Genomic DNA, 15,113 nt, shown 5'->3' with positions numbered 1-15,113 from the left:
TATGCCTTTATACCATAGTGGCCTCTCAACATACTATTGAGAAGCCACCGTGTTACCTATGGTAGCGGTGACTGGATTCGAACCAGTGACGCCACGGGTATGAACCGTGTGCTCTAACCAACTGAGCTACACCGCCGGATGGAGCCTGCAACCAGACTTGAACTGGTGACCTCTTCGTTACCAACGAAGTGCTCTACCGACTGAGCTATACAGGCACTTGACGGGTGGGAGCTATAGGATTCGAACCTATGTAGGCAGAGCCAACGGGTTTACAGCCCGTCCCCATTAACCACTCGGGCAAACTCCCAATCGTTCAAGTATCCGCAGGTTCTTTGGTCTTTTGGGCCTCCGCCCCCGCGAACGAAAAAGATAATACGATGCAACCTTGGGGGCTGTCAACGAAAACCTCTAAATACACGGTTCCGGGCGTATCTATATACCTTTGACCTGCGGTTTTGCTGAATTTAGATATGAAGGACGGCGGATTTGGCTGCGCTGACGACATTTCCCAAGGGAACACTTTGGTGTGGTGGAGTACGCTTGCGGTATCGACTTTCGATAACGATCCTCGTGCGTCCGAATATCCTCGCTCAACCAGGATGACTGGGACCGGTCCGGCCTTTGTCTCGATCTGTAACATTTAGAGAACATTTTCTCCCCTATTTGTTACAGATCGAGATGTTTCCCTGGCGGTCTCCCGTTTATCTAAATCTGTAACAGCAAGAACGGTTTTCCTTCCCTAGTTGTTACAGTTTGAGATGTTTCGCAGAGACCCTAGCTTACGTCTCATGCTGTAACAGTTAGAACGGTTTTCCTTCCCTAGTTGTTACAGTTTGAGACACTTCTCAGCTCGCCCCCAGATTGTCTATATCTGTAACAGCTGGAAGCTGAATGCTCGTCCTCATGTTACAGATCGAGACAAACCTGAAGCTTGGTGGGAGTCAAACCCGCTTACATATCGACATAAATAGAAACGGACCCTGTCCCACAAGGAACAGAGCCCGAAACTCTCATGGAGCCAGTGACAGGAATCGAACCTGCAACCCACTGATTACAAATCAGTTGCGCTACCGTTGCGCCACACTGGCACACTTGGCGCTTTCGCGCGAAGCCAGATAAGAATAAAGGAATTAGAGGCACGGCGCAACAGGTCTGCGACACGACATGCGCACGTGATGCACGTTTAGCCTGTTTAATTAACCCGGCATATTCATTCCGCACTGATAACTGTATCAAAGCGCACAGACTTTTATGAAAGCGCCTAATAGCAGCGTGCGCGCTGAACAGTGATTACGGCAACACCGCCGCACAAACGGTATTTGTATAATCTGCTTGTCGGGAACTAGCAAAAGGAGATTTGCCATGCTGCAAACACAACCCATGTCTCGCAAGGCCTTCGTTGCCACCGGCATCGGTGCACTTCTGGCCCTCGCAGGCTGCCAACAGCGCGCATCCAATTCAGAGCCCAAGGAGACAGAGGGCGAAAACACCCAGGAATCCAAAGAGACTGAGGGTAAAGCAGAACCCAAAGACGTCTTCACGATAAGCGGTGTTGAACGTGGCGAGGACGATGATTACGGTTACTGGGAAATGTATGTCACCGTCGTGAACAACAGCAAGGAACCCCAGCAGTTCCTTGGTTTCCACATCGACGAGCTAGATATGGACGGAAACATCATCGACTCCTACATGTCCTATAACAAGAACGCTGCCTACACCACTGTGGAACCCGGGCAGTCCTATACGATCGACCTCACCGAGGCCGTCGATGACAACGTCGCCGGCATGCAGAGTCGTTACTGCGAGTATGGGGACGAGGACGACCCCACGCGCAGCGATTACAGCACACCGTATAAGCAGATGTTCTAAGAAAGAAGATCAGCCGTGAACGATATCGACTCAACTCCACTCGGCCAGTTCCGAAAGAAGACCGTCATCACGACCCTGGCGCTCATCGTCATCTCGGTGGTATTCGTCATTATTGCCGTATCAGTCCAGTCGGATGCACAGAGCAACTACTCAGAGTACCTGCGTATTACGTCAACGTACGAATTTCTCGACGGGAGCGACTACCTGGATAAATACAACAACGCGACCTCAACCGCCACATTTTGTATAGGAGTATCCGCACTGGCAATTTCCGCTGCCGTCGTTTCTGGCATCGCATGGATCGGAACGAATCTCCTCATTGCCAATAAGCGCACCATCCTCGCAGTCCAGAAGGCAATTGACACGCCTATGGAGCTCGAAGCCTGTACCGGCGCCGTAGATGCCCCCATTGGTTCAAGCATTACGTTCCAAGAGGAGGGAGACACGCTCGTAGCCACTAACCTTGTGGGCGAGCCGGTCGGCGCCCTCAACAAGGAGTTCGCTGATCGAATCAAAGCGGCGGAACAAAATGAAACTGCCAAGGCGTATGTCACCTCATACCGCGGCAACCATCCCGTAATCGAGGTCACAGCGAACGCATAGACGTTACTCTCCGGGGCGAGCTTCGGCTTGCCCCTTTCTTTTACGTAATTACCCGCATCGCTCACCATCTTAGCCAGATAAAAAGTCTGCATGTTATCTGGACAGCTTCAACAACCGTGCCAAGCAATCAACCCCCTTGTCCGCTAAGAAGCTACCGTGCGTTGCGGTTGATCTTCCGCAGGCATTTAAAATGCGTAATTCTCTACAATCGTTCAGCCAAAAGCCCATTCATTTCAGCCATTTCGACCTCAATTTCAAAACTATTCGTCAGAACGAATAGTATTAATTACAATAGAATAGATAAAACTATTCGTTCTGGCGAAGGGTTTCGCGATGTTGACCACGAAGGAAGCTGCAGAGCTACTCGACATCACCCCGCGCAGGGTGCAAGAGCTCATAAAAAACGGAGCACTTGAGGCACGCAAGGCTTCTGGTGTATGGCTCATCGACAAAGACAGCGTCAACGCACGACTCCGCTCCGTGACCAAAACGGGGGGACGCCCCCGTCGAGGCCATGGAAAAAGCGAGATTACGTTTACCCTCATGAACCGCACGCACGAAGTCGCCCAGCTGGTCTACAGCACATCGCGAAAAGACTTTACCCACATCGGTGCCGACATCGATTACGCTCACGCCCCTATTGGAGTACTTGGCCCCAATAATCCCGTGTCGCTCGACTCTTTCCGCATTTGGTGGCGAGGCCGCGGTATCCCGCTCGCGCGCATTGGGCTTGCATCCCTGTTGGCAGAAGCAGCAGTCGATGTTCCCGACGAACTCATCCAGCGAAATCTCGGCCTCTCCCTATCCGACCAGTATTGGATTAGACCCCAAGATTCCGGTCTCGCGTGGGAGGATATTAACTTCTTCAATAATGCTTTTGACGACGTCTCTCTGTCCATCGCACCCTTCGCCCCAGAGGGCAAAGCAGCCGCCGCAAAGCCCGATAACACCTCGGACGGCAACCTTCAGAAGTATTGGACATGCGAGGGCGGGCGTCGAATTCTGCATAAGGCAGGAGCGCACCTGAACCAAGAACCATATAACGAGCTGGTAGCGACCGCGCTCCATCGTCGCATCCTAAACGCCTGCGATTATGTGCCTTACTCGCTCGAGGGCACGGGCACTTCCGCCCTGAGCAAATGCGATGTCTTCTTAACTGATGAAGAAGAGTATGTCCCTGCGTTTTATGTAAACCAGTACGCAAACGCAGATGAAAGACTAACCGACTACGAGCGATATGTAGCAAACTGCGAGAAGCTCGGGGTAACAGGTGCCAAGGATGCCCTTGACCGCATGATCGTGTGCGACGACATCATCGCCAACTATGACCGTCATTGGCGTAACTTTGGCCTTGTGCGAAACGTCAACACGCTAGCCTGCAGACCTGCCCCCATCTTCGATTCGGGCTCATCGCTCTGGTGCAACGTTTCTCTAGAGGAGCTTAAGGCAGGGGAGCACAGTTTTACCAGCGCGCAGTTTCATTCAAGCCCCGCGAAACAAATGCTGCTTGTCGAGGATATGAGCTGGTTTGACGACGACAAGCTCGAGGGTTTCGTTGACGAGGCAATCGAAATCCTATCCAAAAACGACGCTCTTACAGCGAGACTGCCTTATCTAAAAGAGGCGCTAACATGGCGCCTCAAAAGAATGATTGACATCGCTGAATGGAGTTAACGAAACAGTATCGCCCCGCCAACTCCCCTACCTCCCGCGCAGGGCCTTGAGCTTGGCCAATGCCTCGGGGCTCAAACGACTGCCCAGAGTCATCTTGATCTGCGGAGCCTCCTCTGCCTCGCGGACGTCGTTATCGATCTGTTTGATCTCGTCCACCAGCATGCGGCTCGAGATGCGCGTAACGCCCTTGCCCATGACGACGGCTTGAATTGTGCCGTCACTCGACACCACGGAGCACGCGCGGCCTTCCTCGCGCGCCTCGATGCAGAGCTTTTGTACCACGGTATCGGCCGATACACCCGTCGGCGAAAACTCGATGCGCACGCCGCGGGCCGGCAGGTTGGGGCGCTCGCTGGAGATATTGCCAGCGCCGTCAAACACAATCACGGCCTCGTAGCGGCCCTGGGCAAAGGCGGCGACGTCGTTGATAAGGGCGGTGCGCGCCATATCGTGAACGTCGCTGGAATACGGATCGTCGGAATGGTCGTACACGAGCTTTTCGTAGCGCGGCGTGCAGTGGATCACATTGTAGCCGTCGACCACTAACAGCTCGGGCTTATTGGAGTGCACCGTGGAGACCGGGTCGGCGATAGCCTGCGCAAACGCATTGCCGCCCACGCCATAGGTCGCGGCCGAGACAATCGGCTTGGCCGAGCCTTCGCCAAAGCGTTTGGCCTTAGACTTGGCGCGGTTCTTCTTGGACATGCGCTACTCCTCCCCCATGAGCTCGCCGGCGTTGCGACGTAGCCACTCAAAACACAGTGCCGTCGTTGCCTGGGCAACGTTGAGGCTCTCGGTCATGCCACGCTGAGGAAGCTTGGTCAAAAAGTCGCATTTCTCGAGCACCAGGCGCGAGATGCCGTCGCCCTCGGAGCCCATGACGAGCGCCACGCGACCCTCGAAGGGAGCATCCCAGCAACTGCCCTCGGCGTGCTCGGAGGCGCCGCCCACCCAAAAGCCAGCGGCCTTAAGATCGTCGAGCGCACGGGCAATGTTAGGGACCTGCGCGATAGGCAGATGCATGACGGCGCCGGCGGAGGTCTTGTAGCTACCAACGGTCACGCCGGCAGCGCGCTTGTTGGCGATGATGACGCCCGCCGCGCCCACGACCTCGGCGGAGCGCACGATGGCGCCAAAGTTACCGTCGTCGGTCACGTGGTCGAGCACCACGACAAGTGCCGGACCCTCGCCTGCACGGTCGAGGATATCGGCGACATCCGCATATGGAAAGTTGCCCACCTCGAGTGCAATACCCTGGTGAGCGCCGTGGCTCGACAGCGCATCGAGCTGCGCGCGCGGCACGTACTTAATGCGGACACACACGGCGTTGAGGTCATCGACCAGACGAGACAGGGCGGCATCGCGCTCCCCGCCCTCGGCAATGAGCGCGCACTTGATGGGAAAACCGGTGCGCAGCGCCTCGGCGGCAGCGCGACGGCCTTCGATAAACTCGCCCTTGGGAGCCTGGACAGCGTCGCGGTTGCGATCGCGCTGCGGACGCGCAGCTTGGGTGCGATCGCGCTGGCCCTTGGAAGAGGCAGCGCGGTCATTTCGGCGAATCGGACGCGGGCCAGAAGCGGCCTGCTTGCCGCCACGAGGCGCACGCTTGCGATTGTCGGCCATAGGACGGCCTCCTAAATACAACTATCAAACGAAACAAATAGACCGACCGCCCGAGGTGCGGCAGATTGCCTTGAAAGAAGAGGGCATAGACCTTGAGGTCATGCCCGACGATTGAAAGGCAAGGTGCCGTGGCTCGGGCGGTCGGGTGCTTGGGAAACCCGCGGGGGTTAGAGGGATTTGATACGAGTGCCGGCGGCGGTATCTTCAATCGTCAGGCCCAGTTCCTTGAGTTGATCGCGGATGGCGTCTGCCAAGTCCCAGTTCTTGGCGGCACGGGCCTCGGCGCGAGCCTCGAGAATCTTGGCAGCGGCCTCGTCCACGTCGTCACCAGTGTAGGCGACCAAGCCGGCGGCAACGCCCAAAAGGCCCAGCGGCAGCTCGACCTTGGGCTCGGGAAGCTCAACGCCAAACGTATCGAGCAGCTCGACCAGCGTATCGGCGGCAGCAAGAGCCGCGGCCTTGTCGGCAGCGTCGCCCGCCTGCTCCAGATACTGATTGCACTCGGTGACAAAACCAAAGACGGCGCCCATGGCACCGGCGGTGTTAAAGTCGTCGTCCATGCACTCCTTAAAGGTGGCACGGGTCTCGGCAGCCTTGGCGGCAAACGCCTCAGATGCTGCCTCATCGGCATCGGCCGTCGCATGGTTCGCGGCCCAGCGCAGGTTCTCGACCGTACCGGCGATACGCGTGAGCGAATTCTCGGCACCCTCCAGGCGCTCCCAGGAGAAGTCGAGCGGCGAGCGATAGCTCGTCTGCAGCATCAGCAGGCGCAGGGCGGCAGCGGAGTGCTGCTCGAGCACCTCGGCCAGCGTAAAGAAGTTACCAAGCGACTTGGACATCTTCTCGCCGTCGACCAGCAGCATGCCCGTGTGCATCCAGGTGTTGGAGAAGCCCTGGTGCCAGGCGCAGGCAGCCTGGGCGCACTCGTTCTCGTGATGCGGGAAGGCAAGGTCGGAGCCACCGCCGTGAATGTCGATCGGGGTACCCAGGTAGCGGTGCACCATGGCGGCGCACTCGGTGTGCCAACCAGGACGGCCCTCGCCCCAGGGGCTCGGCCAGCTGGGCTCGCCGGGCTTGGCGGCCTTCCACAGCGCAAAGTCGAGCGGGTCGTTCTTGTCCTCGTTCTCCTCGATGCGCGCACCCACCATAAGGTCGTCGATGTTGCGGCCCGAGACCTGACCGTAGTTGGGATCGCTGCGCACGGAAAAGTACACGTCGCCGTTATCGGCGGCGTAAGCGTGGCCCTGCTCGATGAGCGCCTTGATCATGGCAATCATGGGGCCGATCTCCTTGGTGGCGCGGGGGCGCACATCGGGATCGAGCACGTTGGCAGCGCGCATGACGCCAATAAACTTATCCGAGAACTCCGTCGCGACCTCGGCGGCCGTACGGCCCTGTTCGTTGGCGCGCTTGATGATCTTGTCGTCGACATCGGTAAGGTTCTGGGCGAACGTGACCTCGTAGCCGCTCGCGATGAGCCAGCGTCGAATCACATCGAAGCTGATGAACGTGCGGGCGTTGCCGATGTGGATGTTGTCGTAAACCGTGGGGCCGCACACGTACATACGGACCTTGCCGGGCTCGATGGGCTGGAACTCTTCCTTTTTATGGGTAGCGCTGTTGTAGATACGCATTCGTTACTCCTTAACGGTTTTCTGTAGCAGGCAGACGGCCCAGGCGCCAATTCCCTCGCTTTGACCTTCCCAACCGAGCTTTTCGGTCGTGGTGGCGGCGACGCCCACGTTTTCGACGTCAACGCCCAGGGCATGGGCCAAGTTGGCACGCATGGCATCGCGGTGCGGGGTGATCTTAGGCTGCTGGCAGGCAATGGTGCAGTCGGCATCGACAAACTCAAAGCCCAGCTCGCGCGCATAGTCCATTACGCGGGCAAGCAACACCATCGAGTCGGCACCCTCGTAGGCGGGGTCGGTGTCGGGGAACAGCTTGCCAATGTCTCCCCCGCGGCAGGCGCCCAGAATAGCGTCGGCCAGCGCGTGCGCGAGCACATCGGCATCCGAGTGGCCCAGCAAGCCGCGCTCGTAGGGAATGTCGACCCCGCCGATGATACATCGACGCCCCTCCACCAAACGGTGGACGTCGTAGCCGTGGCCAATGCGCAGGTTACTGAACATGGGGAAGGTCCTCTCTCTCGGCCATCCGCCCGAGCAAAATCGCGGTTACGGGACGCAAGTCCTCGGGCACCGTCACCTTAAGGTTGTCGCGCGGGCTCTGGACGCAGCGGACGCGCCCACCCATGCGCTCGACCAGTGACGAATCGTCCGTACCGATAAAGCCCTCGGCAATCGCCGCGGCATGGGCGCGTTTCATGGCGTCGACACTAAAGATCTGCGGCGTCTGCGCGGCCCAATAGAGTTCGCGTGGCGGCGTCTCGACGATGTTGTCCCCATCGACGATCTTGAGCGTGTCGATCGCGGGCTGGCCACACACGACACCGTCGAGCGAGCGGTCACTCACGAGCACGTCGATAGCGTGATCGATGACCTCGGTAGTAATAAGCGGACGAGCGCCGTCGTGAATGGCGACGTATTCAAAGCCTGCCGGAACCGCATGCACGCCGGCACGAGTGGAGTCCTGGCGGGTATCGCCGGCATCGGCGAAGCTGATGGGCGTGTCATACGAATACGGGCTGATGGCCAGGCGGCGCATCTCGGCACGACGCCCGGCAGGGCAAACCACGACGATGTGGCCGACCTTATCGCTACGGTCAAACGCGCGGATGGACCAGCTCATAAGCGGACGGCCAGCTACATTGACGAGCTGCTTGCCACCGGGATTACCAAAGCGCTGGCCGCTGCCACCGGCAACGACCACGGCGCATACGGGCGCCATTATGCGTTCCCCTGTTTGGTGCCCTTCATGCGGTACAGGGAGTCCGCAAGAATGGCAGGGTTGTTAACGCCAAAGTCGCCCAGGCGCTCCGGATCCTTGCTGATGTCGTCCATAAGCTCCTGCAGCGAGCCATACTCGTCGACGATCTTCTCGGCCACGCCGTCGCGCACGACGGACACGCGCGAAAGCGTGCGCAGGCCCAGCGGCGTCATGACGGAGTCCTCGTCCAAGTCGTCGTAACCCAGAACCGCCGCCACATGCTGCGGGTCGGACAAGTCCTTGGGCGTCATACTGCTAAGCTCGGCACGGATCTTCTCGGCGTTTGCCTCGGAGGAATCGCTTGCGTAGTCGCGAATCATCAAGTCGTACTCGGTATCCATGCTGGAGCCGGCGAGCTGCTCGAGCTGCATCTGCACGAGCTTGCCCTGGTTGCCCAGCTTGACAATGCAATCCTTAAGCTCGGTCTTTGCCTGCTGCATGATCTCGAAACTCGAGAAAATGCCGGTGATGTCGGCGAGCGTGACGTAGTCGTCCAGCTCGAGGGCCGTCAGACGCAGCAGGGAGCGGTCGAGCGACTGACGGGTGGTCTGAAGCGTAGCGACGAGCTGGTTGACCGAGCTCATGATGGTGGTGACGGGCTGAATCTCATAGCTCTTGCCGTGCACATACACGTTGACGACGGCACGACGGGCCGAGACCGAGATCACGATGGCGTCGGTGAGCACCGACATGCGAGCGGCAGTACGGTGACGCATGCCCGTCTCGCTCGTGGCGAGCGAGGGGTCGGGATTGAGGTGGAAATTGGCGCGCAGGATCTGGGTAAGGTCGCCGTCGATGACGATGGCGCCGTCCATCTTGGAAAGCTCGAACAGGCGGTTCGAGGTAAACGAAATGTTGAGCGGGAAGCCGTCGTTACCGGCAGCGAGCACGTTTTCGGTGTCGCCGACGCAGATAAGGGCACCCAGGTGACCGGCGATGATCATGTCAAGGGCGGTGCGGATCGGCTGACCAGGTGCCGTCAGGCGGATGGCCTGTTCCATACGCTTTTGCAGCTCGTTCTTATCCAAGGCATCGCTCCCATCGTATACGCTCCATAAACGTCAATAAGTTTCTCACGGTTTGCCCCTGTGACGCCCGCAAATTCCGATGCTTACAGAATGAGCGAACACCGCTTAGGTAGCTCATTTGGGACGGGGCTCTTTTGGCTGCTCATGTGGTAGCATCGGGTCTCATATAAATGAGGGAGTGGTCGTGTAATCGGGTTCGCCCGGAGAGAGGGAGCCAGACTATGGGACTCGCAGAGCTCGTGTTGCTCGCCGTTGGCCTTTCGATGGACGCCTTTGCCGTTTCCATCTGCAAGGGTCTCGGCATGAAAAAGATCAACCTTAAAGTCGCCGTTGTGCTCGGCCTGTTCTTTGGCGGCTTTCAGGCCGGCATGCCCGTAATCGGTTGGGCACTCGGCAGCCAGTTCATGGGCATCATTGGTCCCATAGACCATTGGATCGCCTTTATCCTTTTGGCCTTTATCGGCGGCAAGATGCTGTGGGAAACCTTTACCGAAGACGAGGATGAGGACGAAGGCGACGGCAAGGATGCCGAAAAGATCGACCTGGGCGAGTACCTAATCCTTGCCATCGCCACCTCGATTGACGCGCTCGCCGTGGGCATCTCGTTTGCCGCGCTCTCAGTCAATATCGTGCCCTCTGTATCACTTATCGGCGTCACAACGTTTATCTTTTCCGTCGCCGGCGTAGCGATCGGCCACACCTTTGGCGCGCGCTACGAAAAACCCGCCACCATCGTGGGTGGCGTCGTACTCGTCCTCATCGGGCTTAAGATCCTACTTGAGCACCTTGGGATCCTCGCACTGTGACGAATAACGGCCGCCCGGCATTACGCCAGGCGGCCGTTTTCATAGCCAGCCGTTTTAGAGCGGCTTAACCAAGGCGACCTTTACGCGGCAAGGCGCTTGAGGACGTCGATGAGCAGCTCGTAGAAGCGCTCGGCAGAAGCGAGCTCCATGCTCTCGTCCGGGGTGTGGACATCGGAGAGCGTCGGGCCCACGGCGATGGCGTCCAGGCCGTGCAGGGCCTCGGCAAACAGGCCGCACTCAAGGCCGGCGTGGATGGACTCGATGCGCAGCTCGGAGCCAAAGAGCTCGCGATAGCTCTCGATAAAGACGTCGCGGACCGGCGAATGCTCGGCATAGCTCCAGCCGGGATACTCGAACTCAAACTTGGCGTCGAAGCCCAGGACATCGGCCAGCGTCTGCAGGCGGTCCTTGAACTCGTTCTGCAGCGAGGTGATCGAGGAGCGCGGGGACAGCATGATCTTGACCTCGTCGTCAGATGTGGCAACCACACCGATGTTGGAGGAAACCTCGACGGAGCCGTCGGTAGCAACGTTGCGGCGGATCACGCCATTGGGGGCAAGACGCAGGGCGCGGATGAGGGCAAGCGCGGACTTCTCGTCCATGGCCTCGACCTCGGCGTCGTCGGCAATCTCGACAGTGCAGGTAAAGCCGGGGTCGAAGACCTCGAGCTCGGCAGTGACATCGGCGATAATGCCCTTTGCGATCTGGGCCGCGGCCTCGGCGGCAGCGTGGTCGGCGTAGACCAGAACAGCCTTGCACTCACGGTTGATGGCGTTGTCCTTGGTGCCTCCGTTAAAGCTAACGATGGCGGGCTCGCCGGCAACCATCAGGCGGTCGATGATGCGGGCCATGATGAGGTTGCCGTTGCCGCGCTCCAGGTGGATATCGCTGCCGGAGTGACCGCCCAGCAGGCCGGAGATGTCGAACGTGAGAGTGCTACCGGTCTTGTGCTCGCGCGCGATCGGGCAGGTGTAGGTAACGACGACGCCGCCGGCGCAGCTGACGGTGGCAACGCCCTCTTCCTCGGAGTCAAGGTTGATCATGGTGCGGGCGCTAATCTGGGACTTGTCGAGCGTCTCGGCGCCGACCAGGCCAGTCTCCTCGTCGGTGGTGAATACGCACTCGAGGGCGGGGTGAACGATCGAATCGTCATCGAGAACAGTGAGCATCAGAGCGACGGCGATACCGTTGTCGGCGCCCAGCGTGGTGCCGTTAGCGGTGAGAACGCCGTCCTTGACGAGCAGGTCGATACCATCGGTCGTAAAGTCGTGCTCAACGGAGCCCAATTTGTCGCACACCATATCGATGTGGCCCTGAAGCATTACGGTCGGGGCATTCTCGGCACCGGCAGATGCGGGCTTGCGAATGATGACGTTGTAGACCTCGTCCTGGTACACATCGAGGCCGCGCTCCTTGGCAAACGCAACCAGGAAATCGCTGATGCCCTTCTCGTTGCCAGACCCACGGGGGATCGCGCTGACCTCCTCAAAGAAATGGAACAGCTGGGCGGGCTCATAGCCGGTGATCTTGTAGTCCATGGTGCCTCCTTGGCGCAACTGGTTAGACAATAAGACATGCGCCTTGTATATTCCCAGACTTCGTTTGCATAAACCAGTCGAAAACGCCGAGCGCTCTCGCATCATCGGCTAACGGCGGAGAAACGCCACTTTATTAAGATAAAGCAGGTAGACGGACCGCGCCGAAGGGACGTTGGACCCTTTAACCAACCTCAATGCTCGATCAACGCTTATGCATACACCGTTGGTATGTTTAATGAGATTTACTTTGAACGAGGGGCCTTTCCAACAGAAAAAAGGGCGCTCCTTTGGAACGCCCTCGTGGACACAAGGTTTTGTTACGCCCTACAGCGCGCCGGAACCGGCTTGCATCATGCCGCCGGGGCCCGAGCTTACGCCACTGCTCACAGGCGCGGCGTTTCCGGTGTGCGGCGCTTCCGGAGCGGTATCGCCCCCAAGCGCACCTGCCGGACGCGGCGCTGGGATCTCGCCCGTACCGTGGCTAAAGACGAACTTGCCGTCGGCCACGTCGCACAGGACGGTATCGCCGCTGCCCCACTCGCCGGCCAGCAGCTCCTCGGACAGCGGATCCTCGATGAGCTTTTGGATGGCGCGGCGCAGCGGACGTGCGCCGTTGGTGAGGTCGGTACCCTCGGCTACGATCTTGTCGTAGGCCGCATCGGTGAGTTTGATGTTCATGCCGTTGGCAATCAGGCGCTGGCGCAAGTCGTCCACCAGCAGGTGAGCGATCTTGGTCAAGTTCTCGCCCGAAAGCTTCTGAAACACCACGATGTCATCGATACGGTTGAGCAGCTCGGGGCGGAACAGGCGCTTGAGTTCGCCCATCGCACGGCCCTTAATCTCGCTCGAGGTAAGACCCTGCTCACCGGTGGTGCCAAAGCCAACGCTCGCATCCTGCGCAATCTCGCGGGCGCCCACGTTGGACGTCATGATGATCACGGTGTTGCGGAAATCGACCGTCTTGCCCTGGCTATCGGTCAGGCGACCCTCCTCAAGCACCTGCAGCAAGATGTTGAAGATATCGGGGTGCGCCTTCTCGATCTCGTCGAACAGCACGACCGAGTACGGGTGACGGCGAACGGCCTTGGTGAGCTGACCGCCCTCGTCGTGGCCCACGTAGCCCGGGGGGCTACCGATAAGCTTGGAGACCTCGAACTCGCTGCCAAACTCCGACATGTCGAAGCTGATAAGCGCGTCCTTGCTGCCAAAGAGGTACTCGGCGAGCGTCTTGGCGAGCTCGGTCTTGCCTGTGCCGGTAGGACCCAAGAAGATAAAGCTGCCGCCGGGACGACGCGGGTCCTTGAGCGGCGAGCGGCTGCGGCGCACTGCCTTGGCCACGGCCTCGACAGCTTCATCCTGGCCGATAATGCGGGTCTTGAGCACGCTTTCGGTCTGCAACAGACGACGGCTTTCGCTCTCGGTGAGCGAAGACACCGGCACGCCCGAGGTCACGGACACGATGTCGGCAACCTGGGCGACATCGATGGTGAGCGGGCTGGCGTCGAGCTCGGCCGTCCAAGCTGCCTTGGCCTCGGCGAGCTCAATCTCGGCAGCCTTCTGCTGCTCGGTAATCTCGGCGGCCTTGTTCATGTCGTCGCCCTCGGTGGCCTCCTGCGCGGCAGCCTTGAGCTCCTCAACGCGATGCTCGGCCTCGCGCACCGGCTCAGGCGCACGGTTGGCGGCAATGCGGGCGCGGGCGCCGGCCTCGTCGATGAGGTCGATGGCCTTATCGGGCAGGAAGCGATCCTGGATGTAGCGGTTGGAGAGGTTCGCGGCGGCCTCGATGGCACCCTGCGTATAGCGCACGTGGTGGTGCTCCTCGTAGCGCGGCTTGAGCGCGGTCAGGATCTTGACCGTGTCCTCGACGCTTGGCTCCTCAACATCGATGGTCTGGAAGCGGCGCTCGAAGGCCGGGTCCTTGGTGAGGTACTTGCGGAACTCCTCGGCCGTGGTGGCACCGATGATCTGGAAAGCGCCGCGCGCGAGCACGGGCTTGAGCATGGAGCTTGCATCGATGGATCCCTCGGCAGAACCGGCACCGATGATGGTGTGCATCTCGTCGATAAACAGGATGACGTCGTCGGCTTCGGTTGCCTCCTGGATCACGTTCTTGAGACGCTCCTCAAACTCACCGCGATACTTGGCGCCCGCGACAAGACCCGGCAGGTCGAGCGTCCAGATGTTCTGGTTCATAAGGTTCTCGGGCACGTTGCCGGCAGCGATCTGCTGCGCCAGGCCCTCGACGATGGCCGTCTTGCCCACGCCGGGGTCACCCAAGATAAGCGGGTTGTTCTTGGTGCGGCGCGAAAGGATCTCCATCATGCGCTGGACTTCCTTTTCGCGACCGATCACCGGGTCGAGCTCGCCGTCGCGCGCCTTCTGCGTAAGGTTGGTGGCGAACTGCTTGAGCGTGTCGGTGCCGCTCCCCTTTTGCTGCGAGGCGTCCGAGCCGCTAAAGAACGGCAGGCCTGTACCGGGACGCCCGGCACCGGCACCGGCGAGCGGGCGCTTCTTGTCTTGATCCTTGGCGGTAAGCTTCTCGATGGCTTTTTTAATGGAAGCGGACGAAACACCCAGGCGCATGAGAATGTCCATGGCCATGCCGTTGCCCTCTTCGACGATACCGATGAGCAGGTGCTCGGTCGACACATAGGTCTGGTTGTTCTCGCGCGCCACGCGGAAGGAACGCTCCATCACGCTGATGACGAGCGGCGTAAAAGCGAGCTTAGCGGCCTCGGTCTCCTCACTGGGCTCGGGAACGGTGGTCTGGACCTCCTTGAGCGTGTCCATGATGTCATCGTAGGAGATATCGAGTGAGCGCAGTGCCTCGGCGGCAATGCCCTCGTCCTCCTTGGCGAGCGCGAGCAGCAGATGCTCGGTACCCACCTTATTTGAGTGAAGATCGAGCGCCTCCTGCTTGGCCATGGACATGACCTTGCGCGCGCGATCGGTAAAACGGTCCAACATGCTAGTTCCTCTTAGACGAGCTAGTTTTTCAAACGCAAAGCGCCACTCGTGGCGGCGCTTTGGTCTCTTTACCCATATGGAGTATATGTTAACCGCTGTGGCCTTTTCCGCGTGCA

Annotated in this window: 12 protein-coding genes and 4 tRNA genes; 4 read left to right on the top strand and 12 right to left on the bottom strand. The window is 59.2% G+C overall.

The window, feature by feature from the left end; translation table 11 throughout:
• Window positions 1-59 precede the first annotated feature (59 nt).
• The 4 genes from ACTQZF_RS04555 to ACTQZF_RS04540 form a co-directional block, all read right to left on the bottom strand.
• Window positions 60-136 (bottom strand) — tRNA-Met (locus ACTQZF_RS04555).
• A gap of 3 nt (window positions 137-139) precedes the next feature.
• A tRNA-Thr gene (locus ACTQZF_RS04550) sits at window positions 140-215 on the bottom strand.
• 10 nt (window positions 216-225) lie between these two features.
• Window positions 226-307: transfer RNA gene (locus ACTQZF_RS04545), tRNA-Tyr, on the bottom strand.
• A gap of 706 nt (window positions 308-1,013) precedes the next feature.
• A tRNA-Thr gene (locus ACTQZF_RS04540) sits at window positions 1,014-1,088 on the bottom strand.
• 274 nt (window positions 1,089-1,362) lie between these two features.
• Here ACTQZF_RS04540 and ACTQZF_RS04535 point away from each other — a divergent pair.
• The 3 genes from ACTQZF_RS04535 to ACTQZF_RS04525 all read left to right on the top strand — a co-directional run bounded on the left by ACTQZF_RS04535 (window position 1,363) and on the right by ACTQZF_RS04525 (window position 4,146).
• A complete protein-coding gene (locus ACTQZF_RS04535) occupies window positions 1,363-1,869 on the top strand; it encodes a hypothetical protein (RefSeq protein WP_441055518.1) in 507 nt (168 codons plus the stop codon).
• Between the two features lie 15 nt (window positions 1,870-1,884).
• On the top strand, window positions 1,885-2,472 hold the full coding sequence (locus ACTQZF_RS04530; RefSeq protein WP_154514760.1) for a hypothetical protein: 588 nt from the start codon (window positions 1,885-1,887) through the stop codon (window positions 2,470-2,472).
• A 333-nt stretch (window positions 2,473-2,805) separates the two neighbouring features.
• Complete coding sequence (locus ACTQZF_RS04525) at window positions 2,806-4,146, top strand: DNA-binding protein (protein ID WP_441554662.1); 1,341 nt, start codon at window positions 2,806-2,808, stop codon at window positions 4,144-4,146.
• 27 nt (window positions 4,147-4,173) lie between these two features.
• Here the strand turns inward: ACTQZF_RS04525 and ACTQZF_RS04520 are convergent, their stop codons facing one another.
• From ACTQZF_RS04520 to disA, 6 genes are all read right to left on the bottom strand, one after another.
• Window positions 4,174-4,851, bottom strand: coding sequence for an NYN domain-containing protein (locus tag ACTQZF_RS04520; protein WP_154514764.1), 678 nt, complete (start codon window positions 4,849-4,851; stop codon window positions 4,174-4,176).
• Window positions 4,852-4,854: 3 nt separating this feature from the next.
• Window positions 4,855-5,769 carry a 23S rRNA (guanosine(2251)-2'-O)-methyltransferase RlmB gene (rlmB, locus tag ACTQZF_RS04515; RefSeq protein WP_441554661.1) on the bottom strand — a complete coding sequence of 305 codons (915 nt, stop codon included), beginning with the start codon at window positions 5,767-5,769 and terminating at the stop codon, window positions 4,855-4,857.
• Between the two features lie 167 nt (window positions 5,770-5,936).
• Window positions 5,937-7,403, bottom strand: coding sequence for a cysteine--tRNA ligase (gene cysS / locus ACTQZF_RS04510; RefSeq protein WP_441554660.1), 1,467 nt, complete (start codon window positions 7,401-7,403; stop codon window positions 5,937-5,939).
• 3 nt (window positions 7,404-7,406) lie between these two features.
• Window positions 7,407-7,901 carry a 2-C-methyl-D-erythritol 2,4-cyclodiphosphate synthase gene (ispF, locus tag ACTQZF_RS04505; RefSeq protein WP_441554659.1) on the bottom strand — a complete coding sequence of 165 codons (495 nt, stop codon included), beginning with the start codon at window positions 7,899-7,901 and terminating at the stop codon, window positions 7,407-7,409.
• Entirely contained in the window at window positions 7,891-8,619 is a 729-nt protein-coding gene (ispD, locus tag ACTQZF_RS04500; RefSeq protein WP_441554658.1) for a 2-C-methyl-D-erythritol 4-phosphate cytidylyltransferase, read from the bottom strand. The genes ispF and ispD overlap by 11 nt, the downstream gene beginning before the upstream one ends.
• Window positions 8,619-9,659: a DNA integrity scanning diadenylate cyclase DisA gene (gene disA, locus ACTQZF_RS04495; RefSeq protein WP_441554696.1), complete on the bottom strand. Its 1,041-nt coding sequence runs from the start codon at window positions 9,657-9,659 to the stop codon at window positions 8,619-8,621. The genes ispD and disA overlap by 1 nt, the downstream gene beginning before the upstream one ends.
• 248 nt (window positions 9,660-9,907) lie before the next feature.
• On the opposite strand from disA, the gene ACTQZF_RS04490 reads away from it, so the two are divergent.
• Window positions 9,908-10,492, top strand: a complete 585-nt coding sequence (locus ACTQZF_RS04490; protein ID WP_441554657.1) for a manganese efflux pump MntP — start codon at window positions 9,908-9,910, stop codon at window positions 10,490-10,492.
• 80 nt (window positions 10,493-10,572) lie between these two features.
• Here the strand turns inward: ACTQZF_RS04490 and ACTQZF_RS04485 are convergent, their stop codons facing one another.
• Both ACTQZF_RS04485 and ACTQZF_RS04480 read right to left on the bottom strand, forming a co-directional pair.
• Window positions 10,573-12,030 carry an aminoacyl-histidine dipeptidase gene (locus tag ACTQZF_RS04485; RefSeq protein WP_427796172.1) on the bottom strand — a complete coding sequence of 486 codons (1,458 nt, stop codon included), beginning with the start codon at window positions 12,028-12,030 and terminating at the stop codon, window positions 10,573-10,575.
• A gap of 324 nt (window positions 12,031-12,354) precedes the next feature.
• On the bottom strand, window positions 12,355-14,997 hold the full coding sequence (locus ACTQZF_RS04480) for an ATP-dependent Clp protease ATP-binding subunit (RefSeq protein WP_427718343.1): 2,643 nt from the start codon (window positions 14,995-14,997) through the stop codon (window positions 12,355-12,357).
• Window positions 14,998-15,113 lie beyond the last annotated feature (116 nt).

This window comes from Collinsella sp. LCP19S3_H3, assembly GCF_052119145.1.
Taxonomy (GTDB): domain Bacteria; phylum Actinomycetota; class Coriobacteriia; order Coriobacteriales; family Coriobacteriaceae; genus Collinsella.
This window is presented reverse-complemented; position numbering and strand designations above follow the sequence as displayed.